This is a genomic window from Thermoactinomyces sp. CICC 10735 (assembly GCF_016055175.1).
In the GTDB taxonomy this organism is placed as follows: Bacteria; Bacillota; Bacilli; order Thermoactinomycetales; family Thermoactinomycetaceae; genus Thermoactinomyces; species Thermoactinomyces vulgaris.
The window spans coordinates 18029-41148 of record NZ_JAECVT010000006.1; the positions used below are offsets into that span (position 1 = coordinate 18029).

Genomic DNA, 23120 nt, shown 5'->3' on the forward strand with positions numbered 1-23120 from the left:
CGATCGCGGTGGTGCATGATCCCAAAGTGATTTTTTTGGATGAACCCACGACGGGACTGGATCCCCAGGCAAGACGGCGTTTGTGGGATCTTATTTTTCAGCTTCGCGATGAAGGAAGAACCATTGTTTTATCAACCCATTACATGGAAGAAGCGGAAGTCCTGTGTGACCAAGTGGCGATCATGAGTCAAGGCCGGATGCTGGAGGTGGATTCTCCTGCCGGTTTGATTCGCGGCTTGGCTTCCCAAAGCCGGATCGAATTTGTGCTGCCGGACTCCGGTTTGGATCAAGAATTGTCTGAACTGCCGGGGGTGATGAAAGTCAGCCGGGAAGAAAATGAAGTCGTGTCCATCCACACTAATGATTTATCCCAAACCCTGCAAGAGCTGGTTCCATGGGCAAACCGCCATTTGATTCCGTTAACCGGGCTTCGCACAAGAAGCGCAACGCTGGAGGATGTGTTTCTCCATAAAACGGGAGAGAGGTTGAGAGGGAAATGAAAGCATATTGGCAGTTGGTGAGGGCGCAGCTTCTTTTGTTTTTCCGCAACAAAAACACAGTGATCTGGTCCTTTTTTTTGCCGGTTTTGATGATGCTTGGCCTGGGGTTGTTTTTAGGGGACGGGAGTTCCCAAATTTCTTTGAAAGCCGGAGTGGTGGATCTGGATCAATCGGCACTGTCCGAAGAATGGAAGCAAAATTTTTTCCGGCAGGAAACCGTCAAACCGGCATCCGGGTCAGAGGCGGAACTGATGAAGAAGTTGAAATCGGGGGATGTCGACTTTGTGGTGAAAATTGAAAAAGGATTTGAAAAAGCTTACCAAACCAACCAAAGCGCGAAAAAAGTGTTGATCTACATGGATCCGGTGAACAAAACCAAAGCCGGCATGGCCCGGATGCTTGTGGACCAAACAGTGGATGCCATGAATAAAGAAAAAACCCGCTTTCAACCTGTAATTTTGACGGAAGTGGTATCCATCCAAAGCCGGACGCTGTCGTATATCGATTTTTTGGTGCCTGGCATCTTGTCTTTAATGCTGATGAGCAACAATTTAAACGGTGTCGCCGCCACGATCGCGTCCTGGCGGGAGCGCGGGATTTTGCGCCGGATGCAGGGGACGCCGCTGAAAAGTTCCACTTTTATCGCAGGGCAAATGACGGCCCGGATTTTGTTGAATGCCATCCAGGTGATCGTGGTCTTGCTGGTGGCCTACTTTCTGTTTGATGTTCATGTGTACGGATCGTGGGGCACTTTGATTTTATTGATCTTTCTCGGGACACTGACATTTATGTCGATGGGCTTTATTGTGGCCGGTTTGTCCAAAACCCCGGAAAGTGCAGCCCCCATCGCCGGCCTGATCTCGTTTCCGATGATCTTTGTGGGAGGCATCTTTTTTCCGGTCCGGGATCTGCCGGGGATTCTCCAGTCAGTGGTACAGGTGATTCCCATCGTGCATTTGACGGATGCTTTGCGCGGTGTGATGAATGACGGTTTGGCACTCGGCCAGTTGATGGTTCCCGTTTCCATCCTGCTTGCCTGGGCGGCAGGATCGTTTGCCATCGCGGCATGGACTTTTCAATGGGATGTGAAATGAATGATTGCTGGAATCGGAACGGACTTGATTGAACTGAACAGAGTGGAAAAAGTGATTTCCCGGTTGACAAAGCGGATCCTGACACCGGACGAACAGGTCGCTTTGCCCGAATCTCCCGTACGCCGTTTGGAATTTGTCGCCGGAAGGTTTGCGGCCAAGGAAGCCGTATCCAAAGCGATGGGGTCCGGCATTGGAAAAACGTGTTCGTTTCAGGATATCGAAGTTTTAAACAATGAGCAGGGAAAACCGGTGGTGACCGTTTCGCCCCGGGTGCTTAAGGCATTGTACGGAACCGGTGCGGTTTCCATCCATCTGTCCATTTCTCACAGCGAACATTACGCCATGGCGATGGCGGTGATTGAAATCGATCATAACTCATAAACGGTGGACATACATATATAACGCGGTTAGGAGGGACAAACGTTGTATTTGGTCACGGCAGAAGAAATGCGGAGGATTGAGGAACGGATCATGGAAGAAACCGGCCTTCCCGGAACGGTGTTGATGGAAAATGCCGGGAGATCGGTCGCGGACGAAATCACAAAACGGTTTCCCAAACCGCAAAAAGCGGTGATCCTGGCGGGAAAAGGGAATAACGGGGGAGACGGTTGGGTGATCGCCCGTTATCTCTTGTACCGAAATTGGGATGTGGCTTGCTGGCTTGTCGGAAATCCGGATCAACTCACCCCGGATGCAAAGGTTTTTTATCACGTGCTGCAATCGTTTACGCCCATTCAAACGTATCATTCCGGGAGACTGGATGCATTGAAATCCGATCTCAGCCAGGCCGGCGTGATTGTGGATGCCCTTTTGGGGACGGGAGTGAACGGAAGTCTGCGTCCGCCCGTCAAAGAAGTGGTGGAACAAATCAATGCTTCCGGGAAATGGGTGGTTTCCGTCGATTTGCCGACAGGACTTCATACAGATGGAGCAAGCATTGATTCAGAAAAAGTAAAAGCAGACTTGACTGTCACGTTCCAATATCCCAAATGGGGGCATTTTTCACGGCAAGGAAAAGAATTGAGCGGCGAATTGGTCATCAAAGAGATCGGATTGCCTCCGGTATTAAAGCCGGAGTTGAAACCAAAGGGAAGGTTGAATGATCCGGTATGGTGGAAAAAAAGCTGGTCTCCCCGCGATCCTTGGTCACACAAAGGAAGCCACGGCCACTTGCTCCTGATCGGCGGAAGCAAAGGGATGCTCGGCGCCATATGCATGGCAGGCGAAGCGGCTTACCGGATGGGAGCGGGTTATGTGACCCTCGCCGTTCCGGAGTCGGAAAGACACGCACTGGCTGCCAAAGTCACGCAGCCGTTGATTTGGCCGTGGCCGGGAGAAGGCACCTTTCATCCCAACAGTGCTGACAGGTTCCAAGAAAAAGCCGGTCAAATTTCTGCAATGGCCATCGGTCCGGGGCTTGGAAGGTTTGAGGGGGAAGACAAATGGTTGCGGGACGTCCTTTCTTCCATGCAAGGACCGCTGGTGCTGGATGCGGATGCATTGAATATTTTGGCGGCTTATCCGGATTTGCTCGGAGATCTCCGGCACAGAAAGGCGCCGGCGATTATCACGCCTCATCCTGGAGAAATGGCCCGCCTGACCTCCCTGTCGGTAAAGGAAGTGGAGGCCGGCCGGGTGGATGTGGCCCGTTCATTTGCCAAGCATACCGGAATGATTGTTGTTTTAAAAGGAAGGTTTACATTGATTGCCCATCCTGACGGCACGGTGTTTCTGAATCCGACAGGAAGTCCTGCACTGGCCAAAGCCGGTTCCGGCGACGTGTTGACCGGGATGATCGGTTCCCTTCTGGCACAAAAGGTTTCGCCGCTGGAAGCGGCGGCCATGGCCGTTTACCTGCATGGAAAAGCCGCCGGGTTGAGCGGAACCCATCCGCACAGTATGGTGTATACTGATTTGCTGGACGGGATTCAACGCGCGGTCCGCCAGGAATTTGTCGAGTGATGTCCCTCGCTAGCCGACACATTTCCCGGGAAATTGACGAAAGGGATGGTTCTATGTGTCGGAAGAAACCATTTTTCTGTTTTTGGATCTGCCTCATGCTATTGGCAGTGGCCGGATGTGGTGTCAAAAATGAACAAGATGTGGTCAGTGAACTGGCACAGCGGACGGAAAAAATGGAGTCATACATCAGCCACGGGAAAATGACGATTTTAACCAGCTCCGAGCCACAAGTCTATGACATTGAAGTCTGGTATAAGAAACCTTCTTTTTATCGGGTTTCCATTAAAAATGTAAAGAAAAACATCACTCAAATTATTTTGCGGAATGATGAAGGGGTCTTTGTGTTGACTCCCCATCTGAAAAAAAGCTTTCGTTTTCAAAGCGACTGGCCGCAAACGAACGGGCAGATTTATTTATACCAATCCATCATCCAAAGCATTATTGACGATGAAGAACGTATGTTTCAGGCAGAGAAAAAAGCATATCAATTGGAAGTATCCGCAAAATATCCGTTTAATCAGGAAGCCGCCAAACAAAAAATCTGGTTGGATTCCAAGCTGTTGCCGACCCGTCTGGAAGTTCTGAGTGAACAAAACCAAAAGCTGATGCAAGTGCAATTTGACCGTTTCCGATTGGATGCGACCTTTGACGACGATGCTTTTGATACGGAGCGGAACATGAAGGATCTCCCGTCAATGGAAAAACAAGTCGTCGCTCCCGCGAAACCGGATAATAACGAATTGGCGTCCGTGTTGCCCGGCTATATTCCGGAAAAGAGCCATCTGGTGAGTGAACAAACGATCCAAACCCCGGAGGGACCGGTTCAAATCATGCGTTTTCAAGGGGAAAAAAATTTTACTTTGACCCAACGGAAGCCGCAAACCGTCGCCACCAGCCTGCCGCTGATGGGAAAACCTGTTGAATTAAAAAGCGCCATCGGAGTCTTGTTGGAGTCCGGGGAGATGAAACGGCTGGCATGGACTTATCAAGGGGTGGAATTTGAAATGATTGGAAAGCTGGCGGAGGAGGAAATGGTGAAAATCGCCAATTCCACCTTTGATCAGCTGGTCAAATAATGATTCCTGCTGAAACGGCGGGTTTCTGAGAGAAGCCCGCATGCATTCATTTTTCTTTCAAGAAGAAAAGAAAGCTGGTATAATACTTTCTAGCGTTTGCGGTAAAGGGATGAAGCAAATCATGAACCGACAGATTGTAAAAGAGCACACTTCGTACTGGACCCTTCTTTATCGGAAAAAGCGCTGGATGCGGATGATGGAGTCGTTTGCTTTTGTTTTGGGGCTTCTCGTCATCCTCATGTTTTTTCCCTTTCGCAGTCAGCCTTTCATATTTTCGGTCATTGGACTTGCCATGGTCGTTTTCTTTGGTTTTCCCTGTCTTTACCGATGTTGGTTGCGCCCGCACTACACGCTTTATCCTGACCGTTTGGAAATTCGGATGAGATCCCGCACCGAAACGATTCCTTTGCAGGAGATGACAAAAGATTTTGATTTACCGTATGGATATGTAATTCGTGGCAAAAGGGAATACTTACTGGTAAGCAATCATTTTTTAGAAAAGTTAAACGGTCAATTGGAAGTGATAAAATATGGCTGAATTGAATTGGGCAGATTATATGGGCAGGGATACAGTCGTTGAAGTGGATTTGGATGCGCTTACACACAACATTTATGAATTTCGCAGGCATTTGGAGAAACAAGTCAAAATGATGGTTGTCGTGAAAGCGGACGCTTACGGGCATGGAGCGGTGGAAGTATCCAAAACTGCTTTGTCGGCAGGGGCTTCTTATTTGGCGGTAGCCTTTGTGGATGAAGCGGTTGAACTGAGGAATGCAGGGATCACCGCCCCCATTTTGATTTTGGGTTATACGCCGCCGCATGCGTATCAAACGGCGGTTGATTACGACTTGACCTGCACGGTTTATTTGCCGGAGCATTTGCGGAAGATGGAAGAGGCCGCGATCAAAGCGGGCAAACCCTTGCGTGTTCATGTCAAAGTGGACACCGGCATGGGAAGATTGGGACTGGCTCCGGAAGAAGTGTTGTCTTTTGCACGGAAACTGGAACAGTCGCCACACATTGAATGGGAAGGAATCTTTACCCATTATGCGACGGCTGACGAGGCCGACAAGGATTACGCTCTGAGCCAGGAGCAAAAGTTTCGGAAAGTGATTGAAATCTTGTCCGAAAATCATCTCCGGCCGCCGCTGGTGCATATCGCCAACAGCGCAGGGGCCATTGATCTCAATGAATACGCATACGACATGGTGCGGTTGGGAGTCAGTGTGTACGGTTTTTACCCTTCGGCGGAAGTGAACCGCAAATCGGTTTCGCTAAAACCGGTTTTGACTCTAAAAACCAAAGTTTCTTCCGTCAAGAAACCGCCCGCCGGCACTGGAATCAGTTACGGAAAAACGTATGTCGTCAACGGGGAAGAGTGGATTGCCGCGATTCCGGTTGGGTATGCCGACGGGATCAACCGCCACTTGTCCAATCGCGGGCATGCACTGATTCACGGGCAAAAGGTGCCGATTGTGGGCCGCATCTGCATGGACCAATTGATGTTGAATGTGACCGGGGTGATGCCTGTTGAAGTCGGACAGGAAGTGGTGCTGTACGGAAGACAACAGCAAAATGTCATTTCGGTGGATGAAGTGGCCGATATGCTTGGAACCATTCATTATGAAGTCACCTGTATGTTGAGCCACCGTATTCCGAGGGTTTACTTGCGTGACGGGAAAGTGACGGGAATCGTCAACCGGTTGCGGGAGCCGGTGCGGATGCAGTGTCTTACTTGACAGCATGGACAACTGTTAATATTTTATGTATAAACATGTTGAGTGAAGGAATTTTATATACTTGAGCGAATAGATTAAACTAGGTTTTTGCTTTTATGTTGGTTTATTGATGAATGATAAGTATATTTTTGCAACATCTTCATCATAATGGTAGTATTGATAGGGGAATTTAAACGGTGATGATTGGTTGGGGGTGCTTCATTTGTCCGGTACAAAAAGAATCATGATCAGCCTGCCAACAAAATTGCTTCAAGAAGTGGATGGCGTTGTGGCGAGGGAAAATTCCAATCGGAGTGAGTTTATCCGCCAAGCGATGAGAATGTATCTCCAAGAGCGGAAAAAGCGTCTGATTCGTGAAATGATGCAACGCGGCTACATGGAGATGGCACGCATCAATCTCAACATCGCTTCGGAAGCATTTGAGGCAGAAGAAGAGGCTGAAGATACTTTGGATCGATTGGTTAGTGGGGTGTAATTGATTTGATTGTGAAACGTGGCGATGTTTATTTTGCTGATCTATCCCCTGTGGTCGGATCCGAACAAGGTGGGGTTCGGCCTGTTTTGGTGATTCAAAATGATATTGGCAATCGGTTCAGCCCCACCGTGATCGTCGCCGCGATTACAGCTCAAATTCAAAAGGCCAAATTACCTACGCATGTGGAAATCGATGCCAAAGCATACGGGTTTGATCGTGACTCGGTCATATTGTTGGAACAAATCCGAACGATCGATAAGCAAAGGCTGACGGATAAAATCACTCATCTGGATGATGAAATGATGAATCGTGTCAATGAAGCGTTAATGATCAGTTTGGGTATGATTAACTTCTAGCAAAGAATGGATGGAGCCGTCCATTCTTTTTTTGTGCGAAAATCGGGGAAGGCCCCGGTTTTTTTCTTTGCGGGATGGTGTTTGCCGGGTTTTTTTCGCATGGTTGATCTCATCCGTTTTGCAATCCTTGGATTCAGCCAACAAAAGAAAAGGGTGGTATAATAGAATCGTTCAGCAAGTCGTGTGCATATTTTATTTCTTTTATATCTGTGTTATTTTATTTCCAAAATGGATTGTTCTGTTTAATATTGAAGGCGGATCAAGGAGACCAATATGGACATTCATTTAAAAAAGTTATATCAGAAGCTTTTGGCTTCATATATTACTTCAAAAAAAGAAGATCATTTGTATAGTGTGCAGCAGCTGAGTAAATGGTTTTTGGAAAAGCGGATTCCTCCGGACGAAGTGGTAAACATGCATGTCAATGCCATGAAAGAGCAATATCCCGATATGTCGGATGATCTGAAAGCCTCGTTTGATCTGTTGATTGAGATCATGATCGGCTACGGCATTTCTTATCGTGAAAAAGAGAAACTGGTCAATCGGCACCGGGAATTGGAAAATGAGATCGAAGTGGCGGTCGGAATGCAACAAACTTTGTTGCCGGACGGGCCTCCGAAGTTGGGAGGCGTCGATATTGGCGTGGTGAGTGTGGCCGCCAAACAGATGAGCGGCGATTACTATAACTTCGTTGATCATGGTTCGGGATCGCTGGGCATCGCTATTGCCGATATTATCGGAAAAGGGATTCCCGCGGCTCTTTGTATGTCGATGATTAAATATGCGATGGACCGGCTGGATGATCAACCGTCCGCTCCTTTATCGCCGTCCCAGGTTTTGCGCGATTTAAACACCGTGGTGGAGCGCAATGTGGATCCGAGTATGTTTATCACCATGGTTTACGGGGTATATGATTCGTTGAACCATCATTTTCGGTATGCTACCGCCGGGCATGAACCCGGGCTCTATTATTGCCATGAAACCGGCGAGTTTGTTGATCTGGAGACCAAGGGGCTTGTGCTTGGCGTATCCAGGGAAGTCAGGTATCCGGAATATAAAATCCGGTTATCACCTCAAGATGCGATTATATTATTTTCCGACGGGGTAACGGAGTGTAAAGTGGATGGCCGATTTATTGAGCGGGATATGTTGAAAGAGATTATCCGCACGCATATTCATCTCCCGGCGCAAGAATCTGTTGAAACCATTCACCAAGCACTTTATGATATGTGTGGTTATAAAATTCGAGATGATCAAACGATTGTTATTTTAAAACGTGACGCAGATGAAATGGATACGGGGGACCCAGAGCAGAAGGAGGTCGTGGGTGAATGAATCTGGTTGTGCACGAAAAAAAGGAGAAAGAGAATCAGATCACAGTCATGGTGGAAGGGGAAGTTGACGTATATACTGCTCCCAAGTTAAGGGAAAAGTTACTGCCTCTTTGTGACGGAAAAAAACGGATCACGGTCAATTTGTCACAAGTGGATTATATCGACAGCACCGGGCTCGGCGTTTTAATCGGGGCATACAAAGCACAAAGGCAAACGGCAGGAAAACTGATCATATCCGGTATGAATCCCCGGTTGTCCCGTCTTTTTAAAATCACAGGTTTGTATGAGATTATGGAAATTGAAGATCAAGCGCAGGAGGATGGCCGCAAATGAGTGATAAACCCTTGGATTTGGTTAATTTGATGATTCCCGCCAAACCGGATTATGTTGGGATTGCAAGATTGACTGTATCTGGAATTGCCAATCGCATGGGGTTTTCTTATGATGACATCGAGGATCTGAAATTGGCAGTTTCCGAAGCTTGCACCAATGCTGTCGATCATGCTTATTGCGGCGGTGAAGGCGAAATTGAGGTGACTTGCAATATTTTCCCCAACCGCATTCAGATTGAAGTGATCGACCGCGGAAACAGCTTTGATCTGGATGAAGTGCAAAAGAGAACCGGCCCGATTAAAATGAGCGGTTCCATGAACGGGATCCGTGAACGCGGGTTGGGGTTGTACTTGATTAAATCCTTGATGGATCACGTCGATATCAAAGGTGATAACGGAGTCATTGTGAGAATGACCAAGTATATCCGAAAGGACGTGGTGGAAAATCATGTCGAAACGTCCACATCCTTCCCCACTAACCGATGACCAAATACTGGATTTGATCAGCCGCTTTCAGAAAAATGAGGATTCAAAAGCACAGGAAACCTTGATCCATCATTATCGCGATCTGGTCGAAACCATTGCGCATAAATTTGCATACGGCAATGAACCGTATGAAGATTTGGTGCAAGTGGGAATGATCGGATTGATTGCATCGCTGAAACGATTTGATTTGTCCATGGGGCGGAACTTTGAAAGTTTTGCCGTCCCTACCATTGTAGGCGAAATCAAACGGCATATGCGGGATAAAACCTGGAGCGTTCACGTTCCCAGGCGGATTAAGGAGCTGGGGCCCCGGATCAAAAAGGCGGTGGAAGACTTGACGGCTCAATTGCAGCGTTCGCCTCGTGTGAATGAGATCGCGGAGTATTTGGGAGTCAGTGATGAGGAAGTCTTGGAAACGATGGAGATGGGACGAAGTTATCATGCGGTTTCTGTGGATAACCCCATCGAGGCAAGCAATGACGGAAGTCAGGTGACCCTGCTGGATCTGGTGGGAACAGAGGATAAAGAATTCGAACAAATTGACCGGAAATTGTTATTGGAGAAAATTTTTTCAGCTTTAAGTGAAAGGGAACAAGAGATATTAAAATTAACCTTTTTTGAAAACCTCAGCCAAAAACAGGCAGGGGACCGGTTGGGAATTTCCCAGATGCATGTATCCCGTTTGCAGCGCCGGGCCTTGCAAAAATTGAGGCAGGCAATCCGGATGGAGCCTTCCGAAGTGATATGAAGTGTACCTTGTTGAGGTATGCTTTTTTATTTTGGGCAAAAAATGCTCCTCCAGGTTCCGGGTTCGATCAGAGGAGCCTGGAGGAGCCGTGCTTTTCAGAAACAGACAGAGGGATGAAGCGTGAGGAATGACCGGTTCCCGCTTTCAAAAGAGGGAAGGAGAGAACGCTTGATCAGATCCAGCCTCTGGCTTCAATGGCTTCCGTAATCCGTTTGATGGCCACCATATATGCTGCCGTGCGCAGATCCGTGTTTTCTTTTTGGGCAAGATCGTAGACCTCATTGTAAGAACGCACGATTTTTTCTTTCAGTTTGCTGTTGACTTCTTCTTCGGTCCAATAATAATGCATCAGGTTTTGCACCCATTCGAAATAAGAGACAATGACTCCTCCGGCATTGGCCAGAATGTCGGGGATCAAATGCACTCCTTTTTTGAATAAAACTTCGTCAGCTTTGGGGGTTGTCGGTCCGTTGGCTGCTTCGGCGACAACCTTGGCTTGGATGCGATCAGCGTTTTTGCGGGTAATCACATTTTCCAGTGCGGCCGGAACGAGAATGTCCACATCCAATTCCAAGATTTCTTCCGGATTTTCGAGGATCTGTGCATCGGGGAGATCGGTGATTTTGCTGTTTTTGTCATCCTTCAATTTTTTGACTTCTTGAAGGTTTAAACCGTCTTTTTGGTAAATGGCGCCCGAGGTGTCACTGACGGCAACAATTTTGCAACCTTTTTCGGCCAACAAATCGGCAACGATGCGGCCGGCATTTCCGAATCCTTGCACCGCCACAGTGGCGCCTTGGAGGGGGTTGTTTAACTTTTCCATTGCCTGCTCAATGGCAAAGGCACAACCTCTTGCCGTTGCTTCATTGCGTCCTTTGGATCCGCCCAGGCTGAGGGGTTTTCCGGTGATGACTCCGGGGCTGAATTTTCCTTTCATCCGGCTGTAAGTATCCATCATCCAACCCATGGTTTGGGCATTGGTATAGACATCGGGAGCAGGAATGTCTTTTTCCGGCCCGACGATATCGGCAATGGCTTCAATGAAGCCGCGGCTGACACGCTCAATCTCACCTTTGCTCAACTTGCGCGGATCGCAGATGACGCCTCCTTTTCCGCCGCCATAAGGAACATCGGTCACCGCACATTTGAAACTCATCCACATGGACAAAGCTTTGACTTCATCCATCGTGACATCGGGATGAAAGCGGATGCCCCCTTTGGTCGGCCCCATGGCATCGGTGTGCTGGGAGCGGAATCCTTCAAAGACACGGATGGAACCATCATCCATTTTGACGGGGAAGGAGACACTCAAAACGCGTTTCGGCTTTTTAAGAATATTAAGAATATCCTCGGAAACCCCCAGCTTCTTGCCAGCTTGATCAATCTGAATCTGAACAATTTCATACGGATTCAAAGACTCAAGTTTGTCAGACGTAACGGTGGATACTGGCAATGTTGAATCATCCTTTCATTAGTAAAATTGTTCACAAAAAACTTTTAGATAATAAATTTTTTGATTAATAGAATTAATAACATTCTATTAATCAAAATGAATAAATATTTATATAAAATAGTTTACCAAACATCCATGGGTTTCTTCCACACTTAATTTCTAATTGTATAATTTTTCTTTTTCAAGCAAAGGATTGCACGAGAGAACCCGTTTATTAATGTTTTCCAAAACCAGAAGTTATAAGCATCACAGCGTTTACCACATATTTCCTTTGTTTTGGTCTTTAAAAAAAGCAGTTTTATGAAAGAGCCGGTTCGAATGAAAAATGAATTTCAGTCCGTATGATTTTTTAATTGATTTGTATTTTTATGAGTTTTGTTTTGGAATGATAAATTTTATTTATGAATGCGCTATCATTGGTATGTGCTGAGTTGAACAATCTCCTGTTTCAAAAGGGGACTTGCCTGTTCATAATGGCTTCTCCCTTTTTAACATTGTCCGGCATAAAGGAACGAAGGCGTTTCATCTTCGTTTTTTAAGAATATTAAGATGATTGGTTGGGACAAGCTGACGAAGAAGGGGCTTTGCGCAAGAAAATGTTTCTTAAGGAAATGATAAGAAAAAAGCTTTATTTATTTTAAGAATCATGATTTATCTTGTATTCAAATTCACAAAAAGGGGATGCGAAATGATGCAATCGCTCATGCAAAGAATCCTTTTTTTCTCGAAATTCATGTCTTCGCCAAGAACCATCGGCAGTATCACCCCGAGTTCCAAGTATCTTGTCAATTCCTTGTTGAAACCGGTAAATTGGGACCAAACCAAAACGGTATTGGAATTGGGAGCGGGAACCGGAGTTGTGACCCGGGAAATTGCAAACCGGGTGAATCATTCCTGCCGGGTGATCACTTTTGAACTGGATCCTGAACTCCGCCGGTATTTAAAAAATCAATTTCCAAGGTTTGTTCACTGTTGTGATGCAAGAAATCTGAAACAGGAATTACGCCTGCAGGGAATGAATGAGGCGGATTGTGTGGTTTCTTCGTTGCCTTTTGCCAATTTTTCCAAACAAGATTGCTTGAAGATATTGGATGAAATACAGAAAGTATTGTCTTGTAACGGGGTGTTTGTGGCTTATCAATATTCTTTGCACATGTTGCCAATGCTCAGAAGTTGTTTCGGAAAAGTGGAAGTGCGGTTTGTACCCGCGAATTTGCCCCCTGGTTTTGTTTATGTATGTTCAAAATAAGGAGGAGGATTTATTGGATCCAAGAGAAGTGATTTATTGGGGGTTGGGTGTTGAATAAGATCATGCTGCTCTGTTTTTTTCTGTTATGGCCGGGGAGCGTGTTTTTTCGGATTGTCACCGGGTCACAGGGGAGAATTTGGGGGCCGTTGGAAAAAGGATCTGACAGAATGCGGGGAACGGTTTTCCTCGACAGATGATGCCCTGTTTGAGGGGGTGTTCATGGAAAGTTTCATCTCTTCCTGCAAGCGCTGTGCTGTTTTTTTGGCACTTGACACTTGGATGGTTCAAACTCAAAGAAAAAGGCGGTTGGAAAAACACGATGAGAAATGATCAACCGGTGATTCTGCTCGTCGATGATGATCAAGAAATCCGACAGTTCATGCAACTTTATTTACACAACGAAGGATATCGCATTTTACAGGCGACCAATGGAAAGGAAGCATTGCAGTTGGCCGATTCCCATGCCATTGACTTAATGGTGTTGGACTTGATGATGCCGGAAATGGACGGGTTGGAAGCCTGTATCCGCATACGGGAAAAATACTGGATGCCGATTATCATGCTGACTGCGAAAACGAATGACTTGGATAAAATTCAGGGGTTGAGTATCGGGGCCGACGATTATGTGACCAAACCTTTCAATCCATTGGAGCTGGTGGCCCGGATCAAAGCTCATTTGCGAAGGTATCTTCATTTTGATACGAAAAGTTTCCGTCAAGATGATGTGATTACGGTTCAGCATCTGACCATCCATCTGCTTTCAAGACAAGTTTTTGCCAATGAAAAAGAAGTCCGGCTCACCCCCAGAGAATTTGATATCTTGGTTTTGCTGGCCCGCCATCCCGGAGTGGTTTTTACCGCTGAACAAATTTATGAAAGGGTATGGAATGAACCGATGTTGACATCCAATAACACCATTATGGTTCATATTCGAAAGATTCGGGAAAAGGTTGAACTGGATCCCAAACGGCCAATGGTGATTCAAACAGTATGGGGGGTTGGTTATAAAGTTCAGTCATCACCGGCCCGGGATTCCCGTGGTTAAAAAGTGGATCCCTCAAGCTTTTCTATATTTGTACCAAAGGATTGCGGGCAGTTTCAGGATCCAAATGATCGGGATGGTCCTGATAAGCGCGGTTTGTGCATGGCTTTCATTTGGATTCACAAAATATATTTTTTATACGACTGAACCCTATTATACTTATCCGTCTAACTTTGGATTACAACAAAGGATCAAAGGTTTGGCTCCCGTCATTCAACAAATGCAACCGGATGAAATCAATCATTCCTTAAACCGGCAAATGAAAAAAACAGGCATGAAGCTGATGATTGTAAGCAAGGAAGGGGATGTTCTTTATCATTCGGGAAATGTTTCGGAAACCAAAGTGGATCTTTATCAAATACAGATGAAGATGGCCCGACAAGAAGAAGCCGTCCGTCATGACTTGGGATCAAGAGAAATTGTTGCATTGTACCCTTTTTCGTTAAAGAATAAGGATGTTTATTTTATTGCCGGCAAGAAGGAACGTCCGGTCACCGGGGCTTATCAAAGAGTTAATTCTGTCCTGACGTCGCTTACCGCTGTTCTTATCTTTATCATGGTTTATTTCCTTCTGACAAATAAGAAATTAAAGCAGATAAAAATGGTTGTTCAAGGAATGAATGAGATTGCAGCAGGGAACTTCAGCTGTCGTTTGCAAGAGACGGGACGGGATGAAGTTGCCTCGATGGCGGTTCATGTGAACCGGATGGCGGAACAATTGGAAAAAAACCGGGAGCAAGAACAAAAAGCGGAGCGGGAACGCACCGGACTCATCACCGGCATTTCCCATGACCTTCGGACTCCTCTGACTTCTGTCATCGGCTATTTGAGATTCGTGCAGGACCATTCAGACATGAAAAAAGAAGATTTGGTTTCATCTGTTAAGATCGCCCTTTCAAAAGCTGAAAAGATGAAACAAATGATCGATGACTTGTTTGATTATGCCAGGTTGACGCATGATCAAATCCAAATCCAAAAAGAAACCATATCCTTAAATACTTTGTTGGAACAGTTATTGGAAGAATCATTCATGTTGAGGGAGCAGAATGACTTGGAAATAAAAAAGATGTTATGCAACGGGGAACTGCGGGTCAAAGGAGATCCGCTTTTGATGGTGCGGTTGTTTGACAATCTCATTCAAAATGCCGTTCGCTATGCAAAGAGGCCGGGGTTTTTGGAAATCATGACACATCAACAAGAAAAGAAAGCGGTGATCGAAATCGGGAATCCGGCTGAACCGGTCGATCCGGACACGTTTCAACAACTGTTCGGGATGTTTGTCACGGGGGATCCCTCCAGGTCCAAAGGCGGATCGGGATTGGGGTTGGCAATCGTGAAGCGGATTGTGGAAATGCATCAAGGAACGATTCAAGCCTGTCAAAGGGAGGGGATGATCCGGTTTCATATTCGTCTTCCTGCAGAGTAAATATCGTTTGTTTATTTTGAATATAAAGATGAATTAGAGAAATGCATAGAATATTATTCATAAGGGGGGTCTTTATGAAAACAGGAAAGATGAAGCGTTTTCTGATGTTTGTGGTGATTACCTTGTGCGTTTCGATCCTGCTTCCGGACACGGCCGGGGCTGCTTATTACAACACGTATACCACCGTTTCGCTTCTCGGCAATGCCAACAGTTGTTACGCCGCGCAAGGATTTGCCGTGGGATCGACTTACACCTATTCCATCAAAATCAACAATGATGAAACCAAGGCGGTGATTTACCGGACGAGAATGAGTGACGGAACCACGACACTCATGACGAACGGGGATAACGGAACCACTTATGCAAACTACCTTGGCCACGCCAATGACATTGCCCTTCACAGCAACAACGGAAATTATTATATGTTTGTTGTCACCATGAAAGCCGGCAGTATGAGTCTGGTGAAACTGAAGTATGAAGGGACGAAGTATTATAAAGCCGGAAACTACACCATCAAATACAATGGCGAAAATAAAGCGATGTCGGGAGTGGCGATCACCGGAAAAGATGCCGACAACATCCACTTTCTCTTTAAATCCGGAACCACTTTTTACCGGGGTTCACTTCCTTTGAATGCAACCAGCGGCACGATCAACGTGACCAAGGCTTTTCAAATAAATATTAAAGATGCGTTGGTCAATCATCAGCCCGTCCCTACAGAAATCACGGAATTCGCCACTCAGGGAATCGGTTATTACAACAATACATTATATTTCCCTTTGACTGGCAATACGGTGGAAAAATACAAGAACGTCAGCATCATCCTCGTTTACCGGAATATCTCCACGGCTTCCGGCACGATCCATGCCGATGATGATCTGTCTTTCCGCATCACGTCCGGTCAATATCCGGATCTTTTCGAGATTGAGGGGGTCGGAATTGCCAACAGGGATAAACTCTGGTTCCATGCCAACCGGAGAAAATCTTCCGGAGACACGGCTTCGGACAATGTCGCTTATTTTAACGATTACAGCGCTTCAAAAGAATAATTCCCGGATCAAAAAACAATGCCACGGCTTTATATGGGACTTGCCAAACCATATGAAGCCGTTTTTGCGTTATCGGGCTTTCCGGAAGGAGAAGGCGGATTTTATGGATTTTATCCGGGGGTGGCAAGAAACCCGGAGGGGTCGTCCGCCGTTGAGGCAGGTATTTCCGCAGGGGCCGGAGAAATCGTTTTATTGTTTTGTCAACGAATCTTCCATCTTTTGTTCCAGGCTGCGGACCGGTCCGGTTGCATTTTCGTTACAATAAATAAAGTTGGGCCGTAAATGCTCGGTTTTGTTTGAGAGGAAGAAAGCAGGTGATAGAAGTTATGGATCAACAACGGATGTTTTCCCTGATCGCCAAAGAGATGGGGATTTTGACAGAACAGGTGCAAGCTGCTGTCCAATTGATGGAAGAAGGAAACACCATTCCTTTCATTGCCCGTTACCGCAAAGAGAAGACCCGGGAACTGGACGAAGAACAATTACGGCAGATTGAAGAAAGATATCATTATTTAACGCAACTTGCCACCCGCAAAGAAGAAGTGATCCGCCTCATTGACGAACAAGGAAAGTTGACCGAAGAGTTGCGGCAAAAAATTGAGCAGGCGACCAAGTTGCAGGAAGTGGAGGATTTGTATCTTCCCTATCGGCCGAAGCGAAAAACCAGAGCGTCCATTGCCCGTGAAAAAGGGCTGGAACCTCTGGCGCGCATCATGGCGGAGACGACCGATCCTTCTGCGATTGAAGAAGCCGCGCTTCAATTTATCAATGAGGAAAAGGAAATTGATTCAAAAGAAAAAGCGTTGCAGGGAGCGATGGACATTTTGGCGGAGGAATTGTCCGAGGATGCGGAGATCCGCAAATGGGTGCGCGAATTCACCTGGAAGACGGGCATTCTGGTTTCCGCCGCCAAAGATAAAGAAACCCGGTCTGTTTATGAAATGTATTATGATTATTCGGAGCCTGTACATAAGATGCCGTCCCACCGGATCTTGGCGGTAAACCGGGGAGAACGCGAAGAAATCCTCAAAATCAAGATCACCGTGGACGAAGAAAAAATTTATGAGCGGTTGGCCCGGTGGTTTTCCATTCCGGTCCATCCTTTTTTAGAATCGGTGATTCAAGACAGCTACAAGCGGCTGATTGCCCCGTCCATCGAGCGGGAAGTGCGTTCCCGGATGACGGAGGAAGCGGAAGAACACGCCATTCAGATTTTTTCCGAAAACCTGAGGCATTTATTGTTGCAGCCGCCGGTCCGCGGAAAAACGGTATTGGGGATCGATCCGGCTTACCGTACCGGTTGCAAATGGGCGGTGGTGGATGAAACGGGAAAAATGCTCGAAGTCGGCGTGATCTACCCGACCAAGCCCCAGGAAAAGGTGGAAGAAGCCAAAGCCACGGTGTTGGCGCTGATTGACCGGTATCCGATTGAAGTCATTACCATTGGAAACGGAACGGCATCCCGCGAAACGGAGGCTTTTGTCGCCCAAGTGATTCAAGAAGCACCGCGCCCGGTTTATTATGTGATTGTCAATGAAGCGGGAGCAAGTGTTTACTCGGCATCCAAATTGGCCAAAGAAGAGTTTCCGGATTTGGATGCCGCCCGGCGCAGCGCGGTCTCCATTGCCCGCCGCTTTCAAGATCCCTTGGCGGAATTGGTGAAAATCGACCCGAAATCGGTGGGCGTGGGACAATACCAACATGATGTTTCGCAAAAAGAGTTGAGCCGCAGTTTGGCCAATGTGGTGGAATCGGTCGTGAACTATGTGGGGGTGGATGTCAACACCGCTTCCCCGTCACTTTTGCAATATGTATCCGGGATCAGTACGTCGGTTGCCAAAAATATTGTGAAACAAAGAGAAGAAAAAGGCCGTTTCATGGATCGCGCCGAGTTGAAAGACGTTCCCCGCCTGGGGGTCAAAACATATGAGCAATGCATCGGGTTTTTACGCATTCATGACGGGAGCAACCCGCTGGATCAAACCCCGATTCACCCCGAGTCTTACCATATTGCAGAAGGTCTTTTGAACCTGTCGGGATTAAAGCCGGAACAAATCGGTACCGATGAATGCAAAGAAATGTTAAAAAAAGTGGATGTCGAAAAAACGGCCGCTGAGTTAGGCTGCGGGGTTCCCACATTAAAGGATATCATTGAAGCTTTGTTGCGTCCGGGTCGGGATCCCCGCGATGAAATGCCGAAACCGCTTCTCCGTTCGGATGTGTTGAAGCTGGAAGACCTCAGTCCCGGCATGCATTTGAAAGGAACGGTCCGGAACGTTGTGGACTTTGGCGCCTTTGTGGATATCGGGCTGAAAAATGACGGTTTGGTTCATATCTCGAGAATGAGTGAAAAGTATGTGAAAAACCCGATGGATGTCGTCACGGTCGGTGACATTGTGGACGTGTGGGTGGCCGAAGTGGATATTGAACGGGAAAGAGTCGGATTGAGCATGGTTCCCTTAAGCTGAAAAAAGTGCCCGGTTGCGGGCGCTTTTTTTAAAAATCAGGCTTGTGGCGAATCAAGCCGGATTTTTCCTTGCTTGTGGTATTCAAACCAACATTGGTTTAAAAAAATAATTTGCCGGCGGTCTTTGTTGAAAAAAGCTTGCATGAGTTGCTTGATCAGCCACTTAGGCATTGTTTCCGGTCCCCCTAAAAAAACTTTTATTTATACATATGTAAAAATGAGGTCGATGTGCTCCGCTTCCCGGACGGATTTTGTAAGATAAAAAGTGTGAATATTGGTTCGAAGAAAGGAAGAGGATGATGGATCAATCGTGGAAAATCGGTTTTATCGGTTTGGGGATCATGGGACGGTCAATGGCTTATAACCTTTACCGCGCAGGGTTTGACGTTACGGTGTGGAACCGGACGGAGTCCAAAGTGAAAGAAGCTGAAAAATGGGGGGCAAAAACCGCTTCTTCTCCCAAAGAGCTGGCCAAAACCTGCCATTTGGTGATCACCATGGTCGGGGACACCGATGACGTGCGGCAAGTGGCGGAAGGGGAAAACGGATTGATTCACGGGGCCCGGCCGGGGACTTATTGGATCGATATGAGCACCATCTCTCCCGATGCCACCCGGGACTTTGCCGAACGGGCCAAAAAGAAAGGCATCATCATGATGGATGCCCCCGTCAGCGGCGGGGACACCGGGGCGAAAAACGGGATGTTATCGATCATGGTTGGCGGAGAAAAAGAAGATGTAAAGCGGGTGATGCCGGTTTTTCAAGCGATGGGGTCTTCCATCACCCATTGCGGGCCCGTGGGTGCCGGGCAAACCGTCAAAGCCTGCAACCAGATTTTGTGCGGATTGAACTTGCTGGCCATGGTTGAAGCGTTTGCGTTTGCCAAAAAGTCCGGGGTGGATTTGGAAAAAATGTTGGAGGTGACGACCCGGGGGGCCGCTGGATCCTGGGCTTTGTCCAATTACGGTCCCCGGTTGATCAAAGGGGATCTCTCGCCCGGATTCACGGTCCGGTTCCAGCAAAAAGATTTGCGGATTGTTTTGGAGGAAGCGGAAAAAATGGCATTGCCCCTTCCGGGGACGGCCGTGGTTCAACAACTTCTCCGTTCGGTCCAAGCCTATGGAGGAAATGAGGACGGGACCCAATCATTGATCCGGGTGATGGAAAAGCTGGGGAATGTCGAGATAGTGGATAAAAAATAAGGAGCGGCATCCATCCGCTCCTTTTTTAAATGCCCACATAACGGGCGACCACCGCTTTGGCCGTCTGAATGTCCGTGGTTCCTTGCACCAAGATGCGCCCGTCCGGAAAGATGGCCAATTCGTGCCCGTCTTCAGACAGATCTGCTTTTAACAAAAAGGGATTTCTGTTGGTCTTTCCCACTTTTTGCAGCCGGCTTTCCAGAATGTCCAGATCCAGAGGTTGGGAAAGCGTGATTTGCACCGACTGTCTTCCGCACATGGATACTTCTTGCGGGTCTTTGCGGGCCGGATGAAGGAAATCCCATTGTTTGCGGCCGCATGCCGGGCAGTCTTCGTCTTTTTGATGGCTGACATCCAAGGATTGAAAATGGTTGGACCACAAGTCGATATGGCGCAGGTGCGTTTCGCAAGCCTCTTCATTTCCGGTCAACAGTTTGATCGCTTCCGCCCCTTGAAAAGCGGTAATCACTTGCACGGCCGGACCGATGACGCCAGCGGTGTCACAAGTTTCCGCGGCTCCCGGAGCAGGCGTTTCCGGAAAGATGCAACGCAAGCAAGGCGTTTTTCCCGGCCGGATCGTAAAGGACATTCCCCGGGAACCGACGACGCCTCCGTAGATCCAGGGGATTTGATGTTTGATGCTCAAGTCATTGATGAGATAACGCACTTGAAAGTTATCCGTTCCGTCCAAAATCAGGTCCACATCGGACAACAATTCTTCCGCATTGCGCCAGGTCAGATCGGCGATGTGCGCTTCCAGTTCGAGATCGGAACGGATGGCTTGCAATTTGTTTTTGGCAGCGATCACCTTCGGCAAATGTTGCCGGGCATCGGTTTCGTCATAAAGCATTTGCCGTTGTAAATTGCTCGCTTCGACAAAATCCCTGTCGATCAGGCGCAAGAATTTGACGCCGGCCCGGGCCATGTGGTTGGAAAGGGCGGTGCCGAGCGCCCCCATTCCCACGACGGCCACACGGGCTTGGGACAATTTTTTTTGTCCTTCTTCACCGATCGGGGCAAAAAGAATTTGTCTGGAGTATCGTTGCTGGTCCACTTTCCTGATGTTCCTCCTTTGATTTTCGCATATCCTTATTTTCTCACAGAAGGATGAAACTGAGAATGGAGAGTTTGGGTGCATCAATGTTTAGAGAAAAGGAAACAGTGAAAAAGAGAGGAGGTGATCAGGTGGAGCAGGAAAAAAGAAAATACTATGTATCGCTTGAGTTCGGAACGCACACGGGCGAAATACAGGCACAAAAAGATGAAAACAGCCCTGTTTTCCAATATGAGATTGAAGCCACCCCGCAAGAGGTTGAGCAGTTGGAAAAGTTATTTGCCGAGGCCCAGGAAACGGAGTTGCAGTTTTTCGCCAAAGCCCATGTTCCGTTTTTGGATAATGAAGCGGCGGAAAATGCGGAAGAAGACAGAGAAATCAACAGGATCTACCAAATGATTTACCAATTGGGAACCGAAAAGACCCGGGAGCAATTGCGGGAAATCGGGGTGATCCGGTAAATCCTGACGGGAAAGAACGGGATCCTTGCTTTCTTTGCCGGGGGAGCCGGCTTGATTTTATGGGGGATTGGAAATATACTAATTTTTTGATAAAGATCAAGATGAGGGGGATTTCCGTGGAACAAACCCGTTTTCCCGGTATGAATGAAACCACTGCGGTACAAATTCAACAACGGTTGATGCAACGTGTGTTTTCCTGGATGTTTGCCGGTTTGTCCATGACCGCGATTATCGCGATGGCTTTGTACAGCAATCCGGATGTGCCGTTCTTTTTGGCTTCCACTCCCGGAGTTTTCTGGGGGATTTTGATTGCCGAATTAATTGTGGTGTTCGGATTGTCTGCGCTTCTTCACAAGCTGACTCCGTTTATGGCCACCTTCGCTTTCTTTCTCTATGCCGCTTTAAACGGGGTTACCTTCACATTGATCCTGGCGCAGTTTGGTTTGGCCCTGGTCGGGACGGCATTTCTCATTGCGGCCGGGATGTTTGGTTTGTTTGCGTTCATCGGTTATGTGACCAAAATCAATTTGACCAAAATCGGTTCTATTGCCATTATGGCGGCGATCGGCCTCGTTTTGGCGTCACTGGTCAATTTGTTCTTCCTGAAAAGCTCCGTTGTGGAACTGGTGATTTCTTATCTCTTGGTTTTGGTCTTTTGTATTGTCACGGCTTATGACATTCAAAACATCAAAAGAATGAGCGAAAGGGCATATGATGAAAAAACGGCAACCAAATTGGCCATTTTCGGCGCGCTGATGTTGTACCTTGATTTTATCATCATCTTTAAAAACCTTTTGTCGATCTTAAGCAGTGATGACTGATGGCAACAAAGGCCCTCTTGCGAAAGCGGGAGGGCTGTAAAATAAAAATTATTTTTTTAAAAAAACTCTTGACGAAAGATGTGGAGCGTGGTAATTTATTAATTGTCACTGATGAGGACGAAAGAAAAATAAAAAAATCTCTTGCCATTTGGCTGGGGATTTGATATAATACAATCCGTCTCTTGTTGATGATCCTCAGTAGCTCAATGGTAGAGCGCCCGGCTGTTAACCGGTAGGTTGCAGGTTCGAGTCCTGCCTGAGGAGCCACGCGGAGAGATACTCAAGTGGCTGAAGAGGACGGTTTGCTAAACCGTTAGGGGGTCTTACTGGCCCCGCGAGGGTTCGAATCCCTCTCTCTCCGCCATTCACGTGGCCCGTTGGTGAAGCGGTTTAACACACCAGCCTTTCACGCTGGCATGCAGGGGTTCGAATCCCCTACGGGTCACCAAAACGGACGCTTAGCTCAGCTGGGAGAGCATCTGCCTTACAAGCAGAGGGTCGGCGGTTCGATCCCGTCAGCGTCCACCATTTCCATATGATGATGCGGAGCTGTGGTGTAGAGGCCTAACATGCCTGCCTGTCACGCAGGAGATCGCGGGTTCGAATCCCGTCAGCTCCGCCAATTTTATGCGTGGCGGCCGTGGCGAAGTGGTTAACGCACCGGATTGTGGCTCCGGCATTCGTGGGTTCGATTCCCACCGGTCGCCCCATTGATGGGGAATAGCCAAGCGGTAAGGCAACGGACTTTGACTCCGTGATGCGCAGGTTCGAATCCTGCTTCCCCAGCCATTTCA

25 protein-coding genes and 7 tRNA genes are annotated in these 23120 nt (G+C 47.5%); 29 read left to right on the forward strand and 3 right to left on the reverse strand.

The annotated features are described in order from the left end of the window. The first annotated feature begins 2 nt into the window (after nt 1–2). The 13 genes from I8U23_RS13475 (at nt 3) to sigB (ending at nt 10102) form a co-directional block, all read left to right on the forward strand. The gene (locus I8U23_RS13475) at nt 3–500 is read left to right on the forward strand and encodes an AAA family ATPase (RefSeq protein ID WP_370526951.1); all 498 of its coding nucleotides are present in this window, start codon (nt 3–5) and stop codon (nt 498–500) included. Beyond that, a complete protein-coding gene (locus I8U23_RS12405) occupies nt 497–1594 on the forward strand; it encodes an ABC transporter permease (RefSeq protein ID WP_198051097.1) in 1098 nt (365 codons plus the stop codon). The genes I8U23_RS13475 and I8U23_RS12405 overlap by 4 nt, the downstream gene beginning before the upstream one ends. Beyond that, on the forward strand, nt 1595–1975 hold the full coding sequence (acpS, locus tag I8U23_RS12410; RefSeq protein WP_198051098.1) for a holo-ACP synthase: 381 nt from the start codon (nt 1595–1597) through the stop codon (nt 1973–1975). 42 nt (nt 1976–2017) lie between these two features. Then, nucleotides 2018–3556: an NAD(P)H-hydrate dehydratase gene (locus I8U23_RS12415; protein ID WP_198051099.1), complete on the forward strand. Its 1539-nt coding sequence runs from the start codon at nt 2018–2020 to the stop codon at nt 3554–3556. Between the two features lie 95 nt (nt 3557–3651). Next, complete coding sequence (locus tag I8U23_RS12420; RefSeq protein WP_131470885.1) at nt 3652–4632, forward strand: LolA family protein; 981 nt, start codon at nt 3652–3654, stop codon at nt 4630–4632. A gap of 121 nt (nt 4633–4753) precedes the next feature. After that, entirely contained in the window at nt 4754–5170 is a 417-nt protein-coding gene (locus tag I8U23_RS12425; RefSeq protein WP_037998062.1) for a YdbT family protein, read from the forward strand. After that, nucleotides 5163–6371, forward strand: coding sequence for an alanine racemase (alr, locus tag I8U23_RS12430; protein WP_232335531.1), 1209 nt, complete (start codon nt 5163–5165; stop codon nt 6369–6371). The genes I8U23_RS12425 and alr overlap by 8 nt, the downstream gene beginning before the upstream one ends. 223 nt (nt 6372–6594) lie before the next feature. Next, nucleotides 6595–6846, forward strand: coding sequence for a CopG family ribbon-helix-helix protein (locus tag I8U23_RS12435; RefSeq protein ID WP_175413226.1), 252 nt, complete (start codon nt 6595–6597; stop codon nt 6844–6846). 5 nt (nt 6847–6851) lie between these two features. Beyond that, the gene (locus I8U23_RS12440) at nt 6852–7202 is read left to right on the forward strand and encodes a type II toxin-antitoxin system PemK/MazF family toxin (protein ID WP_037998060.1); all 351 of its coding nucleotides are present in this window, start codon (nt 6852–6854) and stop codon (nt 7200–7202) included. 273 nt (nt 7203–7475) lie between these two features. Further along, nucleotides 7476–8537 (forward strand): PP2C family protein-serine/threonine phosphatase, encoded by a 1062-nt coding sequence (locus I8U23_RS12445; protein WP_052186901.1) that lies wholly within the window; start codon nt 7476–7478, stop codon nt 8535–8537. Next, nucleotides 8534–8869 (forward strand): STAS domain-containing protein, encoded by a 336-nt coding sequence (locus tag I8U23_RS12450; RefSeq protein ID WP_037998057.1) that lies wholly within the window; start codon nt 8534–8536, stop codon nt 8867–8869. Before I8U23_RS12445 ends, I8U23_RS12450 begins: the two co-directional genes overlap by 4 nt. Then, nucleotides 8866–9354: an anti-sigma B factor RsbW gene (gene rsbW / locus I8U23_RS12455; RefSeq protein WP_037998054.1), complete on the forward strand. Its 489-nt coding sequence runs from the start codon at nt 8866–8868 to the stop codon at nt 9352–9354. Before I8U23_RS12450 ends, rsbW begins: the two co-directional genes overlap by 4 nt. Then, nucleotides 9317–10102, forward strand: a complete 786-nt coding sequence (sigB, locus tag I8U23_RS12460; protein ID WP_062843382.1) for an RNA polymerase sigma factor SigB — start codon at nt 9317–9319, stop codon at nt 10100–10102. The genes rsbW and sigB overlap by 38 nt, the downstream gene beginning before the upstream one ends. Nucleotides 10103–10274: 172 nt before the next feature. Here sigB and I8U23_RS12465 read toward each other — a convergent pair whose 3' ends face one another. Then, the gene (locus I8U23_RS12465) at nt 10275–11555 is read right to left on the reverse strand and encodes a Glu/Leu/Phe/Val family dehydrogenase (protein WP_037998052.1); all 1281 of its coding nucleotides are present in this window, start codon (nt 11553–11555) and stop codon (nt 10275–10277) included. Between the two features lie 688 nt (nt 11556–12243). Here I8U23_RS12465 and I8U23_RS12470 point away from each other — a divergent pair. The 5 genes from I8U23_RS12470 to I8U23_RS12490 all read left to right on the forward strand — a co-directional run bounded on the left by I8U23_RS12470 (nt 12244) and on the right by I8U23_RS12490 (nt 18789). Further along, nucleotides 12244–12804: a class I SAM-dependent methyltransferase gene (locus tag I8U23_RS12470; RefSeq protein ID WP_062843381.1), complete on the forward strand. Its 561-nt coding sequence runs from the start codon at nt 12244–12246 to the stop codon at nt 12802–12804. 319 nt (nt 12805–13123) lie between these two features. After that, nucleotides 13124–13849 carry a response regulator transcription factor gene (locus tag I8U23_RS12475; RefSeq protein WP_037998069.1) on the forward strand — a complete coding sequence of 242 codons (726 nt, stop codon included), beginning with the start codon at nt 13124–13126 and terminating at the stop codon, nt 13847–13849. A gap of 196 nt (nt 13850–14045) precedes the next feature. After that, complete coding sequence (locus I8U23_RS12480) at nt 14046–15272, forward strand: HAMP domain-containing sensor histidine kinase (protein WP_198051100.1); 1227 nt, start codon at nt 14046–14048, stop codon at nt 15270–15272. A 74-nt stretch (nt 15273–15346) separates the two neighbouring features. Continuing rightward, nucleotides 15347–16321, forward strand: a complete 975-nt coding sequence (locus I8U23_RS12485; RefSeq protein ID WP_232335532.1) for a hypothetical protein — start codon at nt 15347–15349, stop codon at nt 16319–16321. A gap of 326 nt (nt 16322–16647) precedes the next feature. Beyond that, nucleotides 16648–18789 carry a Tex family protein gene (locus I8U23_RS12490; protein ID WP_198051101.1) on the forward strand — a complete coding sequence of 714 codons (2142 nt, stop codon included), beginning with the start codon at nt 16648–16650 and terminating at the stop codon, nt 18787–18789. A 35-nt stretch (nt 18790–18824) separates the two neighbouring features. On the opposite strand, the gene cmpA is transcribed toward I8U23_RS12490, so the two are convergent. Continuing rightward, complete coding sequence (gene cmpA, locus I8U23_RS12495; protein WP_121874494.1) at nt 18825–18959, reverse strand: cortex morphogenetic protein CmpA; 135 nt, start codon at nt 18957–18959, stop codon at nt 18825–18827. Nucleotides 18960–19087: 128 nt separating this feature from the next. Between cmpA and I8U23_RS12500 the strand changes: the two genes are divergently transcribed. Then, the gene (locus I8U23_RS12500; RefSeq protein ID WP_232335533.1) at nt 19088–19990 is read left to right on the forward strand and encodes an NAD(P)-dependent oxidoreductase; all 903 of its coding nucleotides are present in this window, start codon (nt 19088–19090) and stop codon (nt 19988–19990) included. 25 nt (nt 19991–20015) lie between these two features. On the opposite strand, the gene I8U23_RS12505 is transcribed toward I8U23_RS12500, so the two are convergent. Continuing rightward, a complete protein-coding gene (locus tag I8U23_RS12505) occupies nt 20016–21044 on the reverse strand; it encodes a ThiF family adenylyltransferase (RefSeq protein WP_240790236.1) in 1029 nt (342 codons plus the stop codon). Nucleotides 21045–21175: 131 nt separating this feature from the next. On the opposite strand from I8U23_RS12505, the gene I8U23_RS12510 reads away from it, so the two are divergent. The 10 genes from I8U23_RS12510 to I8U23_RS12555 all read left to right on the forward strand — a co-directional run bounded on the left by I8U23_RS12510 (nt 21176) and on the right by I8U23_RS12555 (nt 23115). Beyond that, nucleotides 21176–21505 carry a hypothetical protein gene (locus tag I8U23_RS12510; RefSeq protein ID WP_037998138.1) on the forward strand — a complete coding sequence of 110 codons (330 nt, stop codon included), beginning with the start codon at nt 21176–21178 and terminating at the stop codon, nt 21503–21505. Between the two features lie 116 nt (nt 21506–21621). Next, nucleotides 21622–22326: a Bax inhibitor-1/YccA family protein gene (locus I8U23_RS12515; RefSeq protein WP_231564650.1), complete on the forward strand. Its 705-nt coding sequence runs from the start codon at nt 21622–21624 to the stop codon at nt 22324–22326. After that, entirely contained in the window at nt 22326–22490 is a 165-nt protein-coding gene (locus I8U23_RS12520; protein WP_156097777.1) for a hypothetical protein, read from the forward strand. The genes I8U23_RS12515 and I8U23_RS12520 overlap by 1 nt, the downstream gene beginning before the upstream one ends. A gap of 28 nt (nt 22491–22518) precedes the next feature. Next, nucleotides 22519–22593 (forward strand) — tRNA-Asn (locus tag I8U23_RS12525). 3 nt (nt 22594–22596) lie between these two features. Further along, nucleotides 22597–22690, forward strand: a tRNA-Ser gene (locus I8U23_RS12530). A gap of 7 nt (nt 22691–22697) precedes the next feature. Then, a tRNA-Glu gene (locus tag I8U23_RS12535) sits at nt 22698–22774 on the forward strand. 4 nt (nt 22775–22778) lie between these two features. Beyond that, nucleotides 22779–22854 (forward strand) — tRNA-Val (locus tag I8U23_RS12540). Nucleotides 22855–22871: 17 nt separating this feature from the next. After that, nucleotides 22872–22948: transfer RNA gene (locus tag I8U23_RS12545), tRNA-Asp, on the forward strand. Nucleotides 22949–22960: 12 nt separating this feature from the next. Further along, nucleotides 22961–23036: transfer RNA gene (locus I8U23_RS12550), tRNA-His, on the forward strand. Between the two features lie 4 nt (nt 23037–23040). Then, nucleotides 23041–23115: transfer RNA gene (locus tag I8U23_RS12555), tRNA-Gln, on the forward strand. The last annotated feature ends 5 nt before the right edge of the window (nt 23116–23120 follow it).